General features: G+C 69.7%; 21 protein-coding genes. 14 read left to right on the top strand and 7 right to left on the bottom strand.

The window, feature by feature from the left end; genetic code table 11:
* Window positions 1-675: HNH endonuclease signature motif containing protein (locus AUC47_RS09775; protein WP_143740721.1), on the top strand; the 675-nt coding region annotated here is incomplete at its 5' end.
* Between the two features lie 88 nt (window positions 676-763).
* On the opposite strand, the gene AUC47_RS09780 is transcribed toward AUC47_RS09775, so the two are convergent.
* Window positions 764-1,417 carry a response regulator gene (locus AUC47_RS09780; RefSeq protein ID WP_251586668.1) on the bottom strand — a complete coding sequence of 218 codons (654 nt, stop codon included), beginning with the start codon at window positions 1,415-1,417 and terminating at the stop codon, window positions 764-766.
* 225 nt (window positions 1,418-1,642) lie between these two features.
* On the opposite strand from AUC47_RS09780, the gene AUC47_RS09785 reads away from it, so the two are divergent.
* The gene (locus tag AUC47_RS09785) at window positions 1,643-2,914 is read left to right on the top strand and encodes a sensor histidine kinase (RefSeq protein WP_096715027.1); all 1,272 of its coding nucleotides are present in this window, start codon (window positions 1,643-1,645) and stop codon (window positions 2,912-2,914) included.
* Window positions 2,915-3,123: 209 nt separating this feature from the next.
* Here AUC47_RS09785 and AUC47_RS09790 read toward each other — a convergent pair whose 3' ends face one another.
* Window positions 3,124-3,867: a GntR family transcriptional regulator gene (locus AUC47_RS09790; protein ID WP_256999508.1), complete on the bottom strand. Its 744-nt coding sequence runs from the start codon at window positions 3,865-3,867 to the stop codon at window positions 3,124-3,126.
* Between the two features lie 173 nt (window positions 3,868-4,040).
* On the opposite strand from AUC47_RS09790, the gene AUC47_RS09795 reads away from it, so the two are divergent.
* The 6 genes from AUC47_RS09795 (at window position 4,041) to AUC47_RS09820 (ending at window position 10,635) form a co-directional block, all read left to right on the top strand.
* The gene (locus tag AUC47_RS09795; protein WP_096715029.1) at window positions 4,041-4,964 is read left to right on the top strand and encodes a phosphate/phosphite/phosphonate ABC transporter substrate-binding protein; all 924 of its coding nucleotides are present in this window, start codon (window positions 4,041-4,043) and stop codon (window positions 4,962-4,964) included.
* 117 nt (window positions 4,965-5,081) lie between these two features.
* Entirely contained in the window at window positions 5,082-5,936 is an 855-nt protein-coding gene (phnC, locus tag AUC47_RS09800) for a phosphonate ABC transporter ATP-binding protein (RefSeq protein ID WP_096715030.1), read from the top strand.
* 2 nt (window positions 5,937-5,938) lie between these two features.
* Window positions 5,939-7,663, top strand: a complete 1,725-nt coding sequence (phnE, locus tag AUC47_RS09805) for a phosphonate ABC transporter, permease protein PhnE (protein ID WP_096715031.1) — start codon at window positions 5,939-5,941, stop codon at window positions 7,661-7,663.
* A complete protein-coding gene (locus tag AUC47_RS09810) occupies window positions 7,660-8,799 on the top strand; it encodes a TIGR03364 family FAD-dependent oxidoreductase (protein ID WP_096715032.1) in 1,140 nt (379 codons plus the stop codon). Before phnE ends, AUC47_RS09810 begins: the two co-directional genes overlap by 4 nt.
* Entirely contained in the window at window positions 8,796-9,536 is a 741-nt protein-coding gene (locus AUC47_RS09815) for an HAD family hydrolase (RefSeq protein WP_096715033.1), read from the top strand. Before AUC47_RS09810 ends, AUC47_RS09815 begins: the two co-directional genes overlap by 4 nt.
* A gap of 10 nt (window positions 9,537-9,546) precedes the next feature.
* Window positions 9,547-10,635: an alcohol dehydrogenase catalytic domain-containing protein gene (locus AUC47_RS09820; RefSeq protein ID WP_096715034.1), complete on the top strand. Its 1,089-nt coding sequence runs from the start codon at window positions 9,547-9,549 to the stop codon at window positions 10,633-10,635.
* Window positions 10,636-10,692: 57 nt separating this feature from the next.
* Here AUC47_RS09820 and AUC47_RS09825 read toward each other — a convergent pair whose 3' ends face one another.
* Window positions 10,693-11,202 carry a CinA family protein gene (locus AUC47_RS09825; protein WP_256999509.1) on the bottom strand — a complete coding sequence of 170 codons (510 nt, stop codon included), beginning with the start codon at window positions 11,200-11,202 and terminating at the stop codon, window positions 10,693-10,695.
* 240 nt (window positions 11,203-11,442) lie between these two features.
* Here AUC47_RS09825 and AUC47_RS16925 point away from each other — a divergent pair, with 240 nt between their 5' ends.
* The gene (locus AUC47_RS16925; protein WP_256999510.1) at window positions 11,443-11,571 is read left to right on the top strand and encodes a hypothetical protein; all 129 of its coding nucleotides are present in this window, start codon (window positions 11,443-11,445) and stop codon (window positions 11,569-11,571) included.
* Window positions 11,572-11,573: 2 nt separating this feature from the next.
* Complete coding sequence (locus AUC47_RS09830) at window positions 11,574-12,251, top strand: DUF6766 family protein (RefSeq protein WP_096715036.1); 678 nt, start codon at window positions 11,574-11,576, stop codon at window positions 12,249-12,251.
* Here the strand turns inward: AUC47_RS09830 and AUC47_RS09835 are convergent.
* Both AUC47_RS09835 and AUC47_RS09840 read right to left on the bottom strand, forming a co-directional pair.
* Window positions 12,224-12,745 carry an FHA domain-containing protein gene (locus AUC47_RS09835; protein WP_096715037.1) on the bottom strand — a complete coding sequence of 174 codons (522 nt, stop codon included), beginning with the start codon at window positions 12,743-12,745 and terminating at the stop codon, window positions 12,224-12,226. The genes AUC47_RS09830 and AUC47_RS09835 overlap by 28 nt on opposite strands.
* A gap of 32 nt (window positions 12,746-12,777) precedes the next feature.
* Entirely contained in the window at window positions 12,778-13,167 is a 390-nt protein-coding gene (locus AUC47_RS09840) for a DUF7882 family protein (RefSeq protein ID WP_256999511.1), read from the bottom strand.
* 82 nt (window positions 13,168-13,249) lie between these two features.
* Between AUC47_RS09840 and AUC47_RS09845 the strand changes: the two genes are divergently transcribed.
* The 3 genes from AUC47_RS09845 to AUC47_RS09855 all read left to right on the top strand — a co-directional run bounded on the left by AUC47_RS09845 (window position 13,250) and on the right by AUC47_RS09855 (window position 15,591).
* Window positions 13,250-13,600 (top strand): DUF7882 family protein, encoded by a 351-nt coding sequence (locus tag AUC47_RS09845; protein ID WP_096715038.1) that lies wholly within the window; start codon window positions 13,250-13,252, stop codon window positions 13,598-13,600.
* 94 nt (window positions 13,601-13,694) lie between these two features.
* The gene (locus tag AUC47_RS09850) at window positions 13,695-14,579 is read left to right on the top strand and encodes an SDR family oxidoreductase (RefSeq protein WP_096715039.1); all 885 of its coding nucleotides are present in this window, start codon (window positions 13,695-13,697) and stop codon (window positions 14,577-14,579) included.
* 94 nt (window positions 14,580-14,673) lie between these two features.
* Window positions 14,674-15,591, top strand: a complete 918-nt coding sequence (locus AUC47_RS09855; RefSeq protein WP_096715175.1) for an EamA family transporter — start codon at window positions 14,674-14,676, stop codon at window positions 15,589-15,591.
* On the opposite strand, the gene AUC47_RS09860 is transcribed toward AUC47_RS09855, so the two are convergent.
* Both AUC47_RS09860 and AUC47_RS09865 read right to left on the bottom strand, forming a co-directional pair.
* Window positions 15,534-16,349: a YidC/Oxa1 family membrane protein insertase gene (locus AUC47_RS09860; RefSeq protein WP_096715040.1), complete on the bottom strand. Its 816-nt coding sequence runs from the start codon at window positions 16,347-16,349 to the stop codon at window positions 15,534-15,536. The two genes, AUC47_RS09855 and AUC47_RS09860, sit on opposite strands and share 58 nt — an antisense overlap.
* A 63-nt stretch (window positions 16,350-16,412) precedes the next feature.
* Window positions 16,413-16,685 (bottom strand): DUF6412 domain-containing protein, encoded by a 273-nt coding sequence (locus tag AUC47_RS09865; RefSeq protein ID WP_096715041.1) that lies wholly within the window; start codon window positions 16,683-16,685, stop codon window positions 16,413-16,415.
* Window positions 16,686-16,774: 89 nt separating this feature from the next.
* Here AUC47_RS09865 and AUC47_RS09870 point away from each other — a divergent pair, with 89 nt between their 5' ends.
* Window positions 16,775-17,821: an NAD(P)H-dependent flavin oxidoreductase gene (locus AUC47_RS09870; protein WP_096715042.1), complete on the top strand. Its 1,047-nt coding sequence runs from the start codon at window positions 16,775-16,777 to the stop codon at window positions 17,819-17,821.
* Window positions 17,822-17,846 lie beyond the last annotated feature (25 nt).

The following is a 17,846-nucleotide window of genomic DNA, read 5'->3' on the forward strand; positions in this document are numbered from 1 at the left end:
CACGCGCAGAAGCGTCATGATGCGTTCGCGGCGGCGGTGGGAATCGCGGCCCGGCATGCGGAGATGCCGTCCCTGGGTGGGGCGGCGCCCACCCTGGTCGTGACCGTGGATGCGAAAGACCTGGCCGCGAACACCGGCAGGGCGCGCCTGCCCGGTTCGGACGCGACGATCCCGACCGCCGCGGCGGTGCATACGGCGTGTTCGGGGGTGATCCAGCGGGTGGTGGTCGATGAGGGGCGGATCGTGGGGATCACGGTCGCCGATCGGGTGTTCACGGTGCATCAGCGGAGGGCGATCATCGCCCGCGACACCGAGTGCCTCATCCCCGGCTGTCACGTGCCGGCGGCATGGTGTGAGATCCACCACGTCACCGCACACGCCCAGGGTGGGCCGACCTCCACCGACAACGGGGTGCCGTTGTGCTGGTGGCACCACCGCTCCCTCGACTCCTCCGGGTGGGAGATCCGCATGAACAACGGCACGCCCCAAGTCCGCGGACCCGCCTGGTGGGACCCCACCCACCACTGGCACACACCCACCCACACCACGAAACCCCTCCACAGATCACCGACGAAGCCACCGCACCACAAACCACACGAGCAACCGCAGCTGCTGCCGGTCCGCAAGGACCCGGGCAGAGCGGCCGTCGACGAGGTGCTGTCACGCACCGGGTGAGCGCCGCCCGATTGGTGACCGCGATCAGCTTCCGGAGAGCGAGTCGTTCAGCGCAACGATTCCGGCCTTGAACCCGGGCGGAGTCGCCTCAGCGGAACTCGACGAGACCGGCCTGGGCCGCCGTCACCAGAATCTGCACCCGGTCGCGCACATGCCACTTCGACATGATGCGGCCCAGATGCGCCTTCACGGTGCCCTCCGACACGATCAGCGAGCGGGCGATCTCGGCATTCGACATGCCCTGGGCGAGCCGGTCCAGCACCTCGCGCTCGCGCTCCGTCAGCTCCTCCAGCGTTCCGTCCCCTGCCACCGGTTCCGTGTCGCGCACGTGCTTGATGAGCAGCGACGCGATCCGCGGCGACAGTGAGCTCTGACCGCTGTACACCTCGCGCACGGCCGCGACGATGCTCGCCGCACTCGAATCCTTGAGCATGTAGCCCGACGCCCCTGCGCTCAGCATCGGCAGAACGGTGTCGCTGCCGTCGAGTGTCGTCACCGCGAGGACGCGGATCTCCGGCCAGCGCTCAGCGATCACGGCCGTGGCTTCGATGCCGTTCATCTCCGGCATCTGCACGTCCATCATCACGACGTCGGGGCGCTCGCGCTCTACCGTGTCGATTCCCTCGAGACCTGTCTCGGCTTCGGCGATCACGGTGATCTCGGGGTCGCGAGACACGAAGTGAGAGAGGGCAGAGCGCACGAGTGGATCATCGTCGACGATCACGACACGGATTTCCGGCATGGAGGAAGCCTACCTGTGGCGAGCCGAACCACGAAGGACTAGACGTTCGTCTAGCGAGGTCTAGCCGAAAAGCAGATGTGCCGACTCTGTCTTCACCGAGATGATGAATACATCACTAATCAAAAGTACAACTTAGGAGGTGAATTCAATGGGCTTTTGGAACGCAGTCGGAAAGATGTTTGGCTTCTTTTGATAACTTACCTGGAAAATAGAAGATACTGAAGCATGGCCTTCCGTCTTTCTCGCAACGCTTCTTCCAGCGCTGCTCGCCTCGACAGGGGCGAGAGAGCTACCGTCATCGAACGGATAGCCGTCCTCGGGATCGTCGGGACGATCGTCGTCATCAACGCCGTCGTGGCATTCACATCTCCGGATGTGGAACCGCTCGCGGCTGTGATCGGCGTCGTATCCACGGCAGTGCTCGCACTTTTTCTCTGGTCCCCTCTCATCGCGGTGTGCGGCCTCGTGGCCGTCTTCGCACTCTCCTTCCTCGTGGGAATCGAGTCAGAGAGCCTGATCCTCCTCGCCGTCGCCGCGGGGTTGGTGGTTCGTCTCGGCTGGACGTCCCTCGTCATGGTCTACGCGGGTGTCTTCCTGCTCGCGACCGCTCTCGTAGCGGTGGGTGTGAACGCGGATCCGATCAACGTCGGCGTCTATCTGATCGCCGCCGTGGTCTCCAGCATCATCGGATACGCATTGCGGCTCGCCTTCGCCCGAGGGCGCCGACTCGAGGTGGAACTGGCCGAGAAGGCAGAACAGGAACGACAGGCGGTTCTCGCCGAGCGACGATGGATCGCCGGCGAGTTGCACGACAGCATCGCCCACCACCTCACGGTGGTGTCACTGCACGTGCAGATGCTGGACGACGCGGATGCGAGTCCGGCATCGCAGGAGGCGATCCGCATCGCAGCGCGCAAAGCGATGACGGACCTCCGTTTCGTGATCGATCTCGCCGACGACGGACCCCGAGCGGCGGGGATGCCGGCGGGAGACCTCGCCGCATCGATCGATGAGGCGTCTGAGGAATTCGAGTCCGCAGGGCATACCGTCCTGCTCGAGGGCGACCCCGCGGACGAGCGGATCCCGCGCGCGGCGGAGATCATCTTCGCGCGCATCGTGCGCGAAGCCGCGACCAACGCCCTCAAGTACGCCGGAGCAGGCAGGATCGACATCCGCCTCGACGTGACCGACGACGCCGCGAGCCTCTCCATCAGCAGCCCGCTCGCCGCCACCCCGCGGCGCGAGCTCTCTTCCAGCCGCACCGGCATCGGTCGGATGGCCGAGCGCGTCCTCGGTGCGAGCGGGGAATTCAGCGCGGGCGAGTCCGACGGACGCTGGGTCGTCGCAGCCCGCCTGCCTATCGCACGTCAGGCGCGCGCCGAAGACGAGGCGCTCGCACCAGGCGCAGTCCTCGACTCCGCGAAGCCGATAGAGTCCTCGGAGAGCACTCGTCCCGAGCCCCGGATCCTCCGGAGAACTAGACGAAAGTCCACGTAAGATCTCGACGTTCGACGGTGTTCCATGGTGCATCTGGCCGCCTACCTTGGTAGTACCCCAGAAATAGCGCATCCCCAGCGCTGTGATCGCGAGCGCGATCCTTGGAATCTGATCCCCATCGCGCTCGCGATCAGCTTCTCAGCGAGAAGCCCCGCTTCGACAAGAAGGTCTGCGTCCGCCGAGAAGTGCGACGTCTCGGCCTTCCCGTGTCAGCCTCCCACTGCCCGCATGTAGTGGCCATCCGTCGAAATGCCGGACGCTGCGACGGTGAAGCGCACGACCTCGCTCAGGTACCTGTCCTCCGACGCCTCGAAGATCCGTCCCTCGGCATCGCGTGAGATGCGGCTGAGTCGCAGGATCGGCGACCCCTGTGCCACGCGCAGAAGTGCGGCATCCTGATCGTCGGCCGCCACCGCATCGATCTGATGCTCCAAGCCGACGATGGGATGACCGATCGACGCCAGATATTCCGTGATCGAGATCTCGTCGGTGTTGACCTGGAAGAGGCGTCGGCCCGGGACTTCCGTATAGAAGAGTCGCTCGAGCATGGTCGGACGTCCATTCAGCAGCCGCAGCCGTACGACGCTGACGATGGTGTCGTCGGGTGCGACGCCCAGCAGCTCGGCGCGTTCACCGGCTCGTCGCAGGCTGAGCTCCTGAGTCTCGGCGCCGGGCGTGACGCCGAGATCACGCGCCCAGCGGGTGAAAGGCACCGAGACGTCCACGGCCTGATTCGCTTTGACCGCCACCACACGCGCCGGGCGTCCGCGGCCGGTCTCGATCAGTCCTTCTGCGCGGAGCCGAGCCAGGGCGTTGCGGATCGGCCCACGAGACGTCCGCCACCGCTCGGCCAGTTCCGCCTCGGTCGGAACGTCGTCTCCGGGGCGCAGGGCCCCCGAGGTGATCTGCTCGCGCAGCTCGTCGGCGATCTGGGTGTACACAGCTTCTGCCACATAGGCATACTACTTGGCGACTCCCGTCGACGAGGGCTTGTTCGGCGCGAGTTCATTCGGGCAAACCGCGGGTGAACGACCACTGAACTCTTCCAAGTTAGGTACATACCTCAGGCCCTCCGGTGTCAGAGTTGCTCTTGGATCACTCCCCCTCACACCTCCGAAAGGTCCTCATGAAGCTTCGCGCTCTCTCCGTCCTCGCCGGCGCCGCCGTTCTCGCGCTCGGCCTCGCTGCCTGTTCCGGCAGCGCCGAGGCGACCGGCTCCGACACCGCCGCGTCATCCGGCAGCGGATTCGCAGTCGACGAGAACACGCTCGTCTTCGGCGTCGTTCCCGACTCGGTCGACACCGAGACCAACTATCAGCCGCTCATGGACTACATCTCAGAGATCACCGGCAAGACCGTCGAGTACCACGAGTCGACCGACTACGCCGCGCTCATCGAGGCCGCCGTCGCAGGCAAGGTCGACGTCGCCTCGTTCTCGGGTTTCACCTACGTCACCGCCACGAACAACGGTGCCAAGCTGACCCCGATCTCCTCCATCGTCACCGAGGAGGGTCAGGAGCCCGGCTACTACTCGCAGGCCATCGTGCCGGCGGACAGCGACATCTCCAGCATCGAGGACTTCAAGGGCAAGAAGGTCTGCTTCGTCGACCCGTCGTCGACCTCGGGGTACCTCTTCCCGTCCTACAACCTCATCGAGGCGGGCATCGACCCGAAGACCGACATCACCCCCGTCTTCGCGGGCAAGCACGATGTCAGCGTGCAGAAGGTCGGCGAGGGCGTCGAATGCGAGGTGGGCTTCGCCGAGGACTCCGAGGTCGAGAAGTCCGATGCCGTCAAGGTCATCGACGAGACGATGGTGCCCGGCGCGCCGCTCGTCTACTCGTCGACTCTCCCCGAGGACGTCGCGCAGGAGCTGATCGACGGCCTGGGCGAGATCACGATCGACGACATCATCGCCGCCGGCATCGACGGCGCCGACACCGACTCGTTCCGCAGCGTCTTCTACGGCACGAAGCCTGTCGACGACGCGTACTACGACCTCATCCGCGACATCTGCGAAGAGACCGAAGCCGAGCAGTGCCAGGCCTGATGCCCCTTTCCGCTCGTTGAGCGAGCGCGGCGAGACGAAACGCGTCTGCAGGCACGTTTCGTCTCGTCGCTTCGCTCCTCGCTCGACGACCGGGTTCGATGACCACAGGAGAAACCCATGAACACGGCATCCGATGCCCTGATCCGCCTTGACGGCGTGACCAAGACCTTCGGCTCGACCACCGCTTTACGTGGAGCATCGCTGCAGGTCGCGCGCGGCGAGATCGTCGTCCTCCTCGGCCTCTCCGGCTCCGGCAAGTCGACCCTGCTGCGGCACCTCGACGGCCTCGAGCTCCCCACCTCCGGGACGGTGGAGGTGCTGGGGTCCCAGGTTCCGACGCTGAAGGGCAAGGCACTGCGCGCGCTGCGCCGTCGGGTCGGGTTCATCTTCCAGCAGTTCGAACTCGTGCCCTCGCTCACGGTGCTCGAGAACGTGCTGACCGGGTCGCTCTCCACGGTGCGCGGCCCGCGCCTCGGCCTCTGGGGGTACTCGAAGGCGGCCAAGCTGCGTGCCCTCGAACACCTCGACCGGGTCGGCCTGCTCGACCGCGCCTATCAGCGCAGCGACACCCTGTCTGGCGGACAGCAGCAGCGCGTCGCGATCGCCCGCGCTCTCATGCAGAAGCCCGACATCCTGCTCGCCGATGAGCCCGTCGCCTCGCTGGACCCCGAGTCCAGCGAGCAGGTCATGGCGCTGATCCGCCAGATCGCCGCGGACGAGGGGCTCACGGTCGTCTGCAGCCTGCACCAGGTCGACCTCGCGATCTCCTGGGCCGACCGGATCGTGGGCCTGCGCCACGGCGAGATCGTGCGCGACACCCCCACCACCGCTCTCACGAAGACCGAGGTCATGGAGATCTACGGGCGAGTCGCCACGACCACCGCCGAGCTTCGAGCCGTGCAGGACGAACTGGCGGACGCGGCGCTCGCGGATGCGGCAACGCCGGATGCCGTGAAGGTGACCACGCCGTGACCATGACCGCCCCCGCGACGGCCTCGAGCTCCGCGACCTCCGTCGCCGACCGCGCGCCGCGCCGCCCCGCGTCACCCGAGCGCATCGCCGCGGGGCTCACCCTGCTCGCCCTCCTCGTGCTCGGCATCCTCGCCGTCGACGAGGTCGGCATCTCCATCCCGGCGATGGCGCAGAGCTGGGGCAACGCCGAGAACTTCATGGCTCGCGTGGGCGGGCTGTCCTTCCCCGAGGCCGGTGATCTCGTCTGGCTCATCGCGCTCACGGTCGGGCTCGTGCTCGTCGGCACCCTGCTGGCCGCCGCGCTCTCGGTTCCGATCGCTTATCTCGCCGCGGCGAACACGACGCCCGGGAACGGCTGGCGCGCCGCCGCCCGCTTCCTCGGGGTCCTCACCCGCGCGCTGCCCGACGTCGTGCTCGCCATGGCGTTCGTGCTCATGTTCTCGCTCGGCACCCTGCCCGGCATCCTGGCGATCGGCATCCACTCCATCGGCATGATCTCGAAGATGTTCGCCGACGCGATCGAGCAGATCGACGAGGGTCCGCGGCTCGCGATCCGCGCCGCAGGCGGTTCGCGGATGCAGGAGTTCACGGCGGGCATCCTGCCCCAGGTGCTGCCCAGCTGGGTCGCGACGGTGTTGCACCGCAACGACATCAACCTGCGCGGCAGCGTCGTGCTCGGATACGTCGGCGTGGCCGGTCTCGGCCTCGAGATGTCGTACGCGTTCAAGGCCCTGAACTACGGCAAGGGACTCGGCATCGCCCTCGTCATCTTCGTCCTCTGCATCGTCATGGAGATCGTCTCGAGCATGGTGCGCGGCGCGATGCTCGGGCAGCAGAAGCACACGCGCTCGTGGATCGACCGCATCATCCACCCGCGACTGCGCGACGCGGACGCTGGCGCCGCACCCGCCGGTCGCCCCGCCTGGGCCGCCACGCCGCAGACCGCGGTCCGCCGTCCCTGGACCGCCGAGCGCGTGCGCAACACGATGGGCGTGGCCATCGCCGTGCTCGTCGTCGTCGGCAGCGTCGTCGTCAGCCAGATCAACTGGATGGACTTCTTCACCTTCTGGGCCAAGCTCCCCGAGGTCGCCGCCAGGTTCTGGCCGCCGTCGTTCGGCAACTACGACGCCTCGGCCATGTTCCTCGCGATGCGCGACACCGTGGCGATCGCGCTCGCCGCGACCGTGCTCACCCTCCTCCCGTCGCTGGTGCTCGGCTCCCTCGCCGCGACGAACGTGGCGCCGAACTCCGGCATCCGCGGCGCCGCTCGCCTGCTGCTGGTCGGCATCCGCGGCATCCCGGAGCTCATCCTCGCGATCGTGCTCGTCGTGATCACGGGTCTCGGGGCGCAGGCCGGGGTGATCGCCCTCGCGATCGGCGGGATCGGCCTGCTGGGCAAGCTCATCGCCGACTCGTTCGAGGAGGTCGACCGCGGCCCCGAGCGCGCACTGCGCGCCGTCGGCGCCACGCGTCTGCAGACCTACACGTCGGCCACCGTGCCGCAGGGTGTTCAGGCGCTGATCGGACACAGCTTCTACATGCTCGACACGAACATCCGGGCGGCGACGATCCTCGGCATCGTCGGCGGCGGGGGAGTGGGCTACTACCTGCTCAACGCCAGCCAGGGGTCCCGCTACGAGACGGTGACTGCGATCGTGCTCATGATCCTCGTGACGGTGCTCGTCGTCGAGGGCCTCGCGATGTGGATGCGGAAGGTGTTCCGATGACCCTCTCTCACGACTCCGCCGATCTGGTCGTCATCGGTTCCGGCATCGTCGGCCTCGGCGCCGCGTACGCCGCGGTCCGGCGCGGACTCCGCGTGATCGTCGTCGATCGCACGGACGCTCCGGTCGGCGCGACCATCCGCAACTTCGGGCACCTGTGCATCGGCGCCCAGTCCGGCGAGGCCCGCCGCTACGCGGATGCGTCGCGCGAGCTCTGGCTGCGTCTCGCCCGTGACGCCGGCTTCTGGCTGCGGGAGTCCGGCACGCTCGTCGCCGCGCGGCACCGCGACGAGATCGCCGTGCTGGAGCACGCGGCGCAGGACGGCGGCATCAGGATGCTGGAGACCGACGAGCTGCGGCGACTCGCGCCGCTCCGCGCCGAAGGTCTCGTCGGCGGCGCACACATCGAGCCCGACCTGCAGACCGACCCGCGTGCGGCCGCCCCCGCGATCGTGCGACACCTCGTCGCGCTCGGAGTCGAGTTCCGATTCCGCACGGCGGCGACCGGGGTGGCAGCCGGGCGCGTGCTGACGAGCCGCGGTGCCATCGAGGCGGGGGCGATCGTCGTCGCCGCCAACCACGACATCGACCAGCTGCTGCCGGACGTCGCCGAGAGCCGCGGTGTCGAGCGCTGCGCACTCGACATGATGCGCGCGGCCGTCGATTTCGCGCGTCCGCTCGCCGCACCCCTCCTGACGGGCTGGTCGCTCGTCCGGTACGGGCGCTTCGCCGAGGGACCGGCGGCGACCTCGCTGCGCGAGCGCCTGCACGCCGAGCGGCCGGAGCTCGCCGCACTCGACCTCAATCAGATGTACACGCAGCTGCCGGACGGCACCCTGATCCTCGGAGACTCGCACGCCACGGCGACCGCGCCGGTGCCCTTTCAGCCCGAGGCCGCGTTCACCGCGTTCCTCGCCGAGGCGGAGGTGCTGTTCGACATCCCGGCTCCACGGGTGCTCGAGCGCTGGCAGGGCGTCTACGCGAAGGCGCCGGGCGACTTCCTCGTCGACACCGGCGTCGACGGCGTGCTCGTGCTCGCCGCGACGACGGGGATCGGAATGACGACGGGGCTGGGGCTCGCCGAAGAGAATCTCACCGCCGCCTTCGGGTGGGCACCAGCGATGGAAGGAACACCATGACCACTCCGCTCGAATCCCCGAGGCGCGACGCCGTGCCCGTCGAACTCGTCGTGCTCGACATGGCAGGCACCACGGTTCTCGACGACGGCGTCGTCGAGAACGCGTTCCAGCGCGCCGCCGAGCGCACCGGCGTCGCCGAGCGGATGCCGTGGGGCGTCGCCCTCGCGTACGTCCGCGACACCATGGGCCAGTCGAAGATCGACGTCTTCACGCATCTCGCCGGTGGCGACCGGGCGGCCGCCGAGCGTGCGACCGCGGCCTTCGAGGACGCCTACGCCGAGATCGTCTCCGAGCAGGGCGTCACCCCGATCGCCGGCGCCGCCGACGCCATCCAGGGCCTCAAGGACGCGGGGCTCGCGGTCGTGCTGACGACCGGCTTCGCGCCGGCGACCCGCGACGCGCTGATCGACGGTCTCGGATGGCGCGGCCTGATCGACCTCGCCCTCTCGCCGGTCGACGCAGGCCGAGGGCGGCCGGCGCCGGACCTCGTGCTCACGGCACTGCTGCGCACCGGGGCGTCCTCAGTCTCGGCGGTCGCGGTGGCCGGAGACACCGTCAGCGACGTGGAGTCGGGACGCCGTGCCGGCGCCGGGTTCGTGGCGGGCGTGCTCACGGGAGCCCACGATCGAGAAGCGCTCACCGCCGCCGGCGCGGATGCCGTGCTCCCCGACGTCACGACTCTGCGCGCGTCGCTCGCGGAGCACGACCTGCTGCGCCTCGTCGCCGCCACTCCGTGAGGCGGACGACATGGGCACGCTGCTGATCCGTCCTCCCGGCCACCGCCGCGACGTCGCGCTCCGACCGGCCGCCACGGCCATGGTGTGGATCGGCGAAGGACACCCGCACGAGACCATCGCGGTGCCGGGCGTGGCCCTCGGCGACCACGACGTGCTCGTCGCCGTCGAGCTCTCGACCATCTGCGGCTCCGACGTGCACACCGTGCAGGGGCGCCGATCGGCACCCGTGCCGCTCGTGCTCGGTCACGAGAGCGTGGGCCGGGTGATCGCGACCGGCGACTCCGGCGCGACCACCGTCGACGGTGCACCGCTGCGCATCGGCGACCGCATCGTGTGGTCGGTCACGGTGTCGTGCGGATCGTGCGATCGCTGCGTGCGCGGGCTGACGCAGAAGTGCCGCACCCTCTCGAAGTACGGACACGACCGGGTCGGCGTGCACGGCGACCTCACCGGTGCGTTCGCGAGCCACGTGCAGGTGCGCGGCGGCACGGCGATCGTCCGCGTGCCCGAGTCGCTGCCTGCCTCGGTGCTGGCTCCCGCGTCGTGCGCCACCGCCACCGCCTGGGCGGCCGTCGCGCGAGCCGCCCGCGACCACGACCTCGACGGTGCGGCCGTGCGCATCCACGGTGCGGGTCTCGTCGGCCTGACCGCAGCGGCCATCGCGGTCGAGCACGGAGCTGCCGTCGAGGTGCGCGATCCGAACCCGTCACGCCGAGCGCTCGCCGCGCGTTTCGGCGCGACGTCTCTGGACCGAGAACCGGAGGTCGTCATCGAGGCGTCAGGACATGCCGTCGCGGATGCTCTCGCCGGAGTCGCCACGGGCGGGTCCGTCGTGCTGGTCGGCAGCGTGTTCCCCGCCGACCCCGTCCCTCTTGACGCCGAGAGCATCGTGCGCCGCCTCGTCACCGTCACCGGGGTACACAACTACACCGGCGCCGACCTGGTCGAGGCCGTCGGGTTCCTCGCCGGTCGCGGGCGTGCGTATCCGTTCGCGGATGCCGTGGGCGAGATGCGTCCGCTCACCGCGGTCGACGAGGCGCTCGTCGCGGCGTCCGCATCCGAGGCCCCGCTGCGCATCGGGCTCGTTCCCGGTCGCTGAGAGCGCATGGTCGCTGAGACCGCTCACGAGGCGAGGTCGCTCGCCGGCGGTCGTCGCTCACTCCGCCGCGGCAGCACCGCGACGCGGCCCGGCCGCGCGAAGGCCCTCGGCGTGGAACGCGAGCAGACGCACGGCGGTCTCGACCGTCTCGTCGAGGATCTCCTTCGGTTCGCCGGTGAGCGCCAGCATCCGATGTCCGATGCCCTCGGGCGTCGCCCATCCGAGGTAGACCGTGCCCGCCGGGTGTCCGCCGTCCGGTCCCGGACCGCCGACGCCCGTCGTGGAGACGCTGAGGTCGGCGTCGAACAGCTGCCTGACTCCCTCGGCGAGCTGTTCCGCGCAGGTCGCCGACACGGGGTCGGTACCCGGCGTCATGCCCAGCACCCGCTCCTTGATGTCGGTCAGGTAGGCGACGACTCCACCGGCGAACCACTCGCCTGCGCCCTCCGCGGCACCCACCGTGCCGGCGAGGCGGCCGGAGGTGAGGGATTCGACCACGGCGACGCGGAGCCCTCGTTCGGCGGCGAGCTCGCCCAGTCGCTGCAGCGCCTCGTCGACCGCGCTCACCGGACGCGGTCCTCGGAACGCCGGGTCTCGAGCGTCGGAATGCATCGCGCGGTGGTCATGGTTCTGCTCCTTCTCAGTCGATCGCGCCGCGGGCGCTGAGGCGCCCGGAGCGTGCTCCCGACGTTAGGGGTGCCGTGCGGCGGGGAAGAGGGGGATTGACAACTCGGCCGCCGCTCGTCAAGCCCCTCCACAGGCTCGGCGCGCGATCGAATGGTGGTGACAGGACGAATGGAGGCGATCATGAGCCCTGACGATATGGATCCGCAGCCGGGGGGAACCGCCGGCATGCGCGTGATGTTCTGGACGTGGGCCGGTCTCATCGGTGCGGGACTGGCCGTGATGATCCTTACCCCGCTGGGAGGTCGATGACCATGCGCAGAGCGATCCGCGACAACGGTCTCAGCCTGTTCTTCCTCGCACTCTTCGTGCTCGCTCTGCTCGGTCAGTCGGTGGCCGGCTACCTGCGCAACGACGCGGAGCTGACGGATCACGGGATGCCGCGCATCGGCTTCGGAGAGTTCGTCACCTCGTCCGACTTCCTCGTGGACGTCGCCGAGAACTGGCAGTCGGAGTTCCTCCAGTTCTTCCTCTTCATCGCCGCGACCATCTGGCTCGTGCAGCGGGGGTCACCGGAGTCGAAGCGGCCGGGGGACGAGGGACCGGGCAGCGACGCCGACCAGCTCGTCGGCGATCAGGCCCGCCCGGACTCTCCGACGTGGGCGCGCGCGGGTGGGCTGAGGGCGATGTTCTACGGCAACTCCCTGCTCATCGTCATGGGAGCGGTCTTCGTGCTCTCCTGGCTCGCGCAGTCGCTGACCGGCACTGTGGTCATGAACTCCGAGAACGCCATGCACGGCGCAGCGCCGATCACCTGGTTGGACTACATCGTGTCGTCGGACTTCTGGGATCGCACGCTGCAGAACTGGCAGTCGGAGTTCCTCGCAGTCGGCACGATGGTGGCCTTCTCGATCTACCTGCGGCAGCGCGGGTCGGCCGAGTCGAAGCCGGTCGGCGTCCCGGATCAGGTCTCGTCGACCGAGTCCGAGTGAGTGGGAGCCTCGGACTCGATGGTCGCCTCGTCGGAGTAGTCGGGACGCGGCGGCTGCAGGGGCTGGTCGGAGTACTCCCCGCCGAGGCGCCCGCCGTAGGGGCGTCCGTGGTCGGCGAACTCGTCGCGCGCGTAGACGAGGGTCCACGGGCCGACCGTGAAGCGCGCGCCGGTGCGCAGGGTCTGCTTGTTCTCGCCGGGGTGGGTGGCATCGGCATCCGGGTTCGAGTTCATCTCGCCCGCACCGTGCAGTTCGAGCACGTACTCGTCGCGGTCGTCGTGGGTGATCGTGGCGTGCACGGGATCGGCGTCGGCGAGACGAAGGTCGGCATCGGCGGCCGAGCCGATGCGCACGACGTCGGCCTCCAGCGCGAACTCCGAGCGCTCGTCGTCACGGGTGACGCGGAGGCGGGGGTTCCCGGCGCCGAAGTCGGCGTGCGTGGTGGTGGGCGCGTAGCCCTCGTCGGAGCGGTCGTCGATGTGGCGTGCGTTCATGATCTTGGCCTCCTCGGGTCGAGAATTCGACCCTACGCGGTGCGCCCGTCGCTGTCAGGGGGTTGACTTCCGTCGGCGCCGTCACCCGTCGCTCCTCCCGCGGTCGCGAGCTCCGAGGCGGGCACGAGATCTTCGCTGACGAGCGTGATGCCGCCGCTGCTGTTCGCCGAGTTCGCCATCGCCGTTATCCAGTCCGCGCGCAGTTCGACCCCTTCCGGATCGTCGAACACGAACCGCAGCGGGATCGACGGATGGAGCCAGATGGTGGTGCGCCCTGGGGGCTGCCCCTCGGGGTGAGTCCAGCTGAGCGTGAAGCTCTCGTTGCGGCGCAGCTTCGTGGCGACCACGACCTTGAGATGAGCCAGGGCGCGGTCCTCGATGTGGATCGGGTTGTCCGCTCCGTCGTAGTAGATCAGTCCCATATCCGCACGGTACGCCGAAAGGCTCCTGGACGACAGGCGTATCGTGGAGAGAAGCCGTACCATGCGGACAGGAGAGGGCGGGATGGGAAAGTTCATCTACGAAGGCAGCGTCAAGACGGAGATCGAGGACAGGGCGCTCACGCACCTGCAGCTCGTGATCACTGCGAAGCTGCGTCGCGCGGAGCCGTTCCCGTTCAGCTGGCGTGAGGACGCGAGCGTCGGGGGCGGACGCACGACCGTCTGGATGCAGCCGGGGAGCTCTCTCGTCTTCAAGTACTTCGGCAGCCGCCAGCCCTCTGTCAACCGCGCCTGGATCGAGGCGCTCGCGTTCACCGCGAACTCGCCCGGGGGTCTGTACCTCGTCCCCGAACCGCAGGACGGTGGCGGGTCCGCCGGCTCGACGGGAGAAGTCGCCGCCGCGCCTCCGGTCTGATCGCGGGAAGGCGGGGAATGTTGTCAACCCCCTGCCTCCCGCTCGCGTCGGCCGAGAGTCTCGATGGACACCTATCGAGAGGAGCGACCGCGTCATGGCCGAGAACACCACCGATCCCCGCAGTGAGCACCGCGAGGAAGGATTCCCCGGGCAGCAGCAGGACCAGCCGGGGCTCACCGAGCACACCCGCCCCGATCCCGATCACGGTGAGGACACGTACATCGGACACGGTCGCCTCGCCGGGCGGCGCGCGCTCATCACCGGCGGCGACTCGGGCATCGGCCGCGCCGTCGCGATCGCCTACGCTCGCGAGGGCGCCGATGTGGCGATCGTGCACATGCCAGAGGAGCAGGAGGATGCCGACGACACCCTCGAGCTCGTGCGAGCGGAGGGTCGCCAGGGCCTGAGCCTCGCCGGCGACGTGCGCGACGAGGCGTTCGCCACGGAGATCGTCGGCCGGACCAGGAGTGCCCTGGGCGGTCTCGACATCCTCGTCCTCAACGCGGCGTACCAGCACGACATCGAGAGCTTCGACAGTCTCAGCACCGATCGCTTGCGGCGGGTGTTCGACACGAACCTCCTCGGGATGCTGTTCACCGCCCGCGCCGCCTACCCCGACCTCGCACCGGGGTCGAGCATCATCGTGACGGCATCCGTGCAGGCATACGAGCCGTCGCCCGGACTCATCGACTACGCCATGACGAAGGCTGCCCAGGTCGCGTTCGTGAAGGCGCTCGCGGAAGAGGCGGGTGAGCGCGGCATCCGCGTCAACGCCGTCGCGCCGGGTCCGATCTGGACGCCGCTCATCCCCGCGACCGGATGGGACGAGGAGCGTCTCAACACGTTCGGAGACGACACTCCGCTCGGCCGCGCCGGCCAGCCGGCCGAGCTCGCCGGCGCCTACGTGTACCTCGCGTCGGGCGATGCCTCGTACACCTCGGGAGCAGTGCTCGCCGTGACCGGCGGCAAGCACCTCTGATCCAGACCCCCGGGCCACGGCGGACGGCGCCGTGGCCCGGGTCTCTCTCCGGCACCCGGGCAGCGAGGGGGCAGCCGCGCCCTAGGCTTGTGTGGTGCAGCAGTCAGCGTCGTCGTCCCGCCCGCTGGTCGGCGTCGCCCTCGTCATCGGATCGTGCCTGTCGCTGCCCTTCGGCGCCGCCGTCGCCGCGCAGCTCTTCCCCGTGCTCGGCCCGTGGGGCGTCACCTCGATGCGCGTCGCGATCGCCGCGCTGCTGCTCGTCGTCATCGTGCGACCGCGACCGCGCCGCTGGACGCGGAGCCAGTGGACGGCCGCCGTCCTGTTCGGCTTCTCGCTCGCCGCCATGAACGCGTTCTTCTACGCCGCGATCGACCGGATCCCGCTCGGGCCAGCCGTGGCCATCGAGTTCCTCGGCCCGCTCGTGCTGGCCGCGATCCTCACCCGACGGCTCGCCGATGCCGCCTGGGTCGGGGTCGCCCTGGTCGGCATGGCGCTGCTCGCCGTCGACGGTCTGATCGGCGCCGAACCGCTCGATCCGCTCGGCGTCCTGTTCGTCCTCGTCGCGGCCGGGTTCTGGATCATGTACATCCGCATGAGCGCCAGGGTGGGGGCCGTGATCCCCGGCAGCGGCGGACTCGCCATGGGTCTCGTCGTCGCGGCCATCCTGCTCATCCCTGTCGGCGTGCCGGCGGCCGTCACGGTCGCGGGCGACATGCAGCTGTTGCTGCTGGCCGCGCTCACGGCCGTGCTGTCGTCGGTGATCCCGTACAGCTTCGAGCTCGCGGCGCTGCGCCGGCTGCCGCAGCGGGTGTTCGGTGTGCTGCTGAGCCTGGAGCCCGCGTTCGCGACGCTCGCCGGCTGGCTCGTCCTGGGGCAGTCGGCGACGCCGTTGCGGATGCTCGCCGTCGCCCTGGTGGTGCTCGCCAGCGTCGGCACCACCCTGGGCGTGCGACGTCAGCGGCGGCGGGACGAGGGCGGCCCGTTCACCGCACCCATCCCGCTGCCGGACTGACCGGCGCTCGGGGCGGGCAGCGGATAGCGGCGACGGAGCAGCATCCGCTGCACGAGCGTCCACGCCACCGTGACCGTGAGGTAGAGCGCCGCGGCGAGGGGGACGAACGCCGCGAAGACCGCCGTGAGGTAGTGCAGCGCACCCGCCACGCGCATCATGGCCGGGGAGTTCAGCGGAGACTCCTCCGCGCCCTCGACCGGCGCCGGGCGGAAGACGCGTCGTGAAACCTCGGCGACCGCGACGATGATCGCGAGCAGCACGCCGAACACGAGGAACGTCTCGGGCGTCGCCGTACCTCTGAAGACCGCCGACACGAGGCTCGTGCCCAGCGGGGCGCCGAAGAGTTCGTGGCTGAGGAGGTCGTTCGGATGCCCGGCGATCTCGGGCCGAAGGAACAGCGTGTAGATCAGGCCGACGACGGGCGCCTGCGCGAGCACCGGCAGCATGCCCGCGAACGGCGAGGTGTTCTCGGAGCGGTAGAGCTCCATCATCTCCTTCTGCAGCCGTTCGGGGTTCTTCTTGTGGCGCTTCTGCAGGTCGCGCAGACGAGGGGCCAGCCGCGCCCTGATCTGCTCGGCCTTGGCCTGCGACACTCCGACCGGGATGAGCAGGGCGCGGACGAGCAGGGTGACGAGCACCACCGCGAGCGCGGCGGCCGATGCTCCGGCGAAGGGTTCGACGAGGGCGGCGAGGCCGGCCAGAGCGCCGTAGGCGGCGTCGAGCAGGGCGGCGAGGGGCGGGAAGGCGAAGATGTCCATGGAAGTCCGTTCGTGTGTCGGGAGGGGTCGGCGGAAGCCGCGAAGTCCCGTACAGGAGACGGACTACGCGGCGGCGGCGACTCCCGGCGCACGCGGACGCGGATGCCCCGCGGCATCCGGATCGCTCTGCCCGAGCAGGGTCGACACGTCGATGGCCCGCAGCGGGTGCGGGGCGGTGCGCGGCGTCGGCGGGGCGACGCTCAGCGCGACGGCGATCGTGAGGGTGGTGAGCGCGATCACGGCGATCGCGAGACCGAGCGCAGCGGCGTCGGGCACGGCGATCAGGCCGAGCGCGGACGCGACGAACGACAGCATCTCGCTGAACCACTCGCTCATGCGCGCCTCCCTCAGGGTGAGCGTAGCATCGGCGATCGGACGGATGCCGGGCGTCGGCCGCCCGTCCGCTGCGGGCGTAGCCTCGGAGCATGAGTGATCTGCGCGCCCTGTTCGGGATCCAGCATCCGATCGTCCTCGGTCCGTTCGGCGGACTCTCCTCGGTGGCGCTGACCGCCGCGGTGAGCGAGGCCGGCGGTCTCGGCGGGTTCGGGCTCTACGGCTACGACGGCGACCGGATCCGTGAGACGGTGGCGCAGCTGCGCGCGGCGACGGCACGCCCGTTCGCGGTGAACATCTGGCTGCCTACGGGAGACGAGGCCCTGCCGAACCCGCAGCACACGGTCTTCGCGCAGGCGCTGCAGCCGTTCTTCGAGGCCGTGGGACTCGACGTTCCCGGCCGACCTGACCGCTACCTGCCCCCGCTCGACGAGCAGCTCGAAGCGATCTGGGAGACGGCGCCGCCCGTGCTCAGCGTCGTGTTCGGGGTGCCGTCTGGCGAGATGATCGACGAGGCGCGACGCCGCGGCATCCGCGTCGTCGGCACCGCGACGACGGTCGCCGAGGCGCTCGCGCTCGCGGACGCGGGGGTGGATGCCGTCGTCGCCACGGGCCTCGAGGCCGGAGGCCACCGGGTGTCGTTCCTGAAGCCCGCCGAGGAGTCGCTGGTCGGCACGTTCGCGCTCGTGCCGCAGGTCGTCGACGCGGTGGACGTGCCCGTGATCGCGGCGGGCGGCATCGCCGACCGTCGAGGCGTCGCCGCGGCTTTCGCCCTCGGCGCCGCGGGCGTCCAGGTCGGCACGGCGTTCCTCGCCACGGCGGAATCCGCCACGACCGAGATGCACCGCGACGCGATCCGCCGCGCCGCAGCCGACGGGACCGTGCTCACGCGGGCGATGAGCGGCCGCCTCGCGCGCGGGGCACGCAACCGGGCTGTGCGAGCGATCGAGGCGAGTGGCACGATCGCGCCGTTCCCCATGCAGAACTGGCTGACGGGGAAGTTCCGCGCGGCGGCCGTCGAACAGGGGCTGGGAGAACTCCAGTCCCTGTGGATGGGGCAGGCCGCGTCGCTCGCCCGTGCGCGCACCGCGTCAGAGGCCTTCGCGGAGCTTCTCGCCGGGGTCGCGGAGCAGACCTGAGGTGATGCTGGCTAGGTATCTGGCT

It is taken from the genome of Microbacterium sp. SZ1 (assembly GCF_002362255.1).
GTDB lineage: Bacteria > Actinomycetota > Actinomycetes > Actinomycetales > Microbacteriaceae > Microbacterium.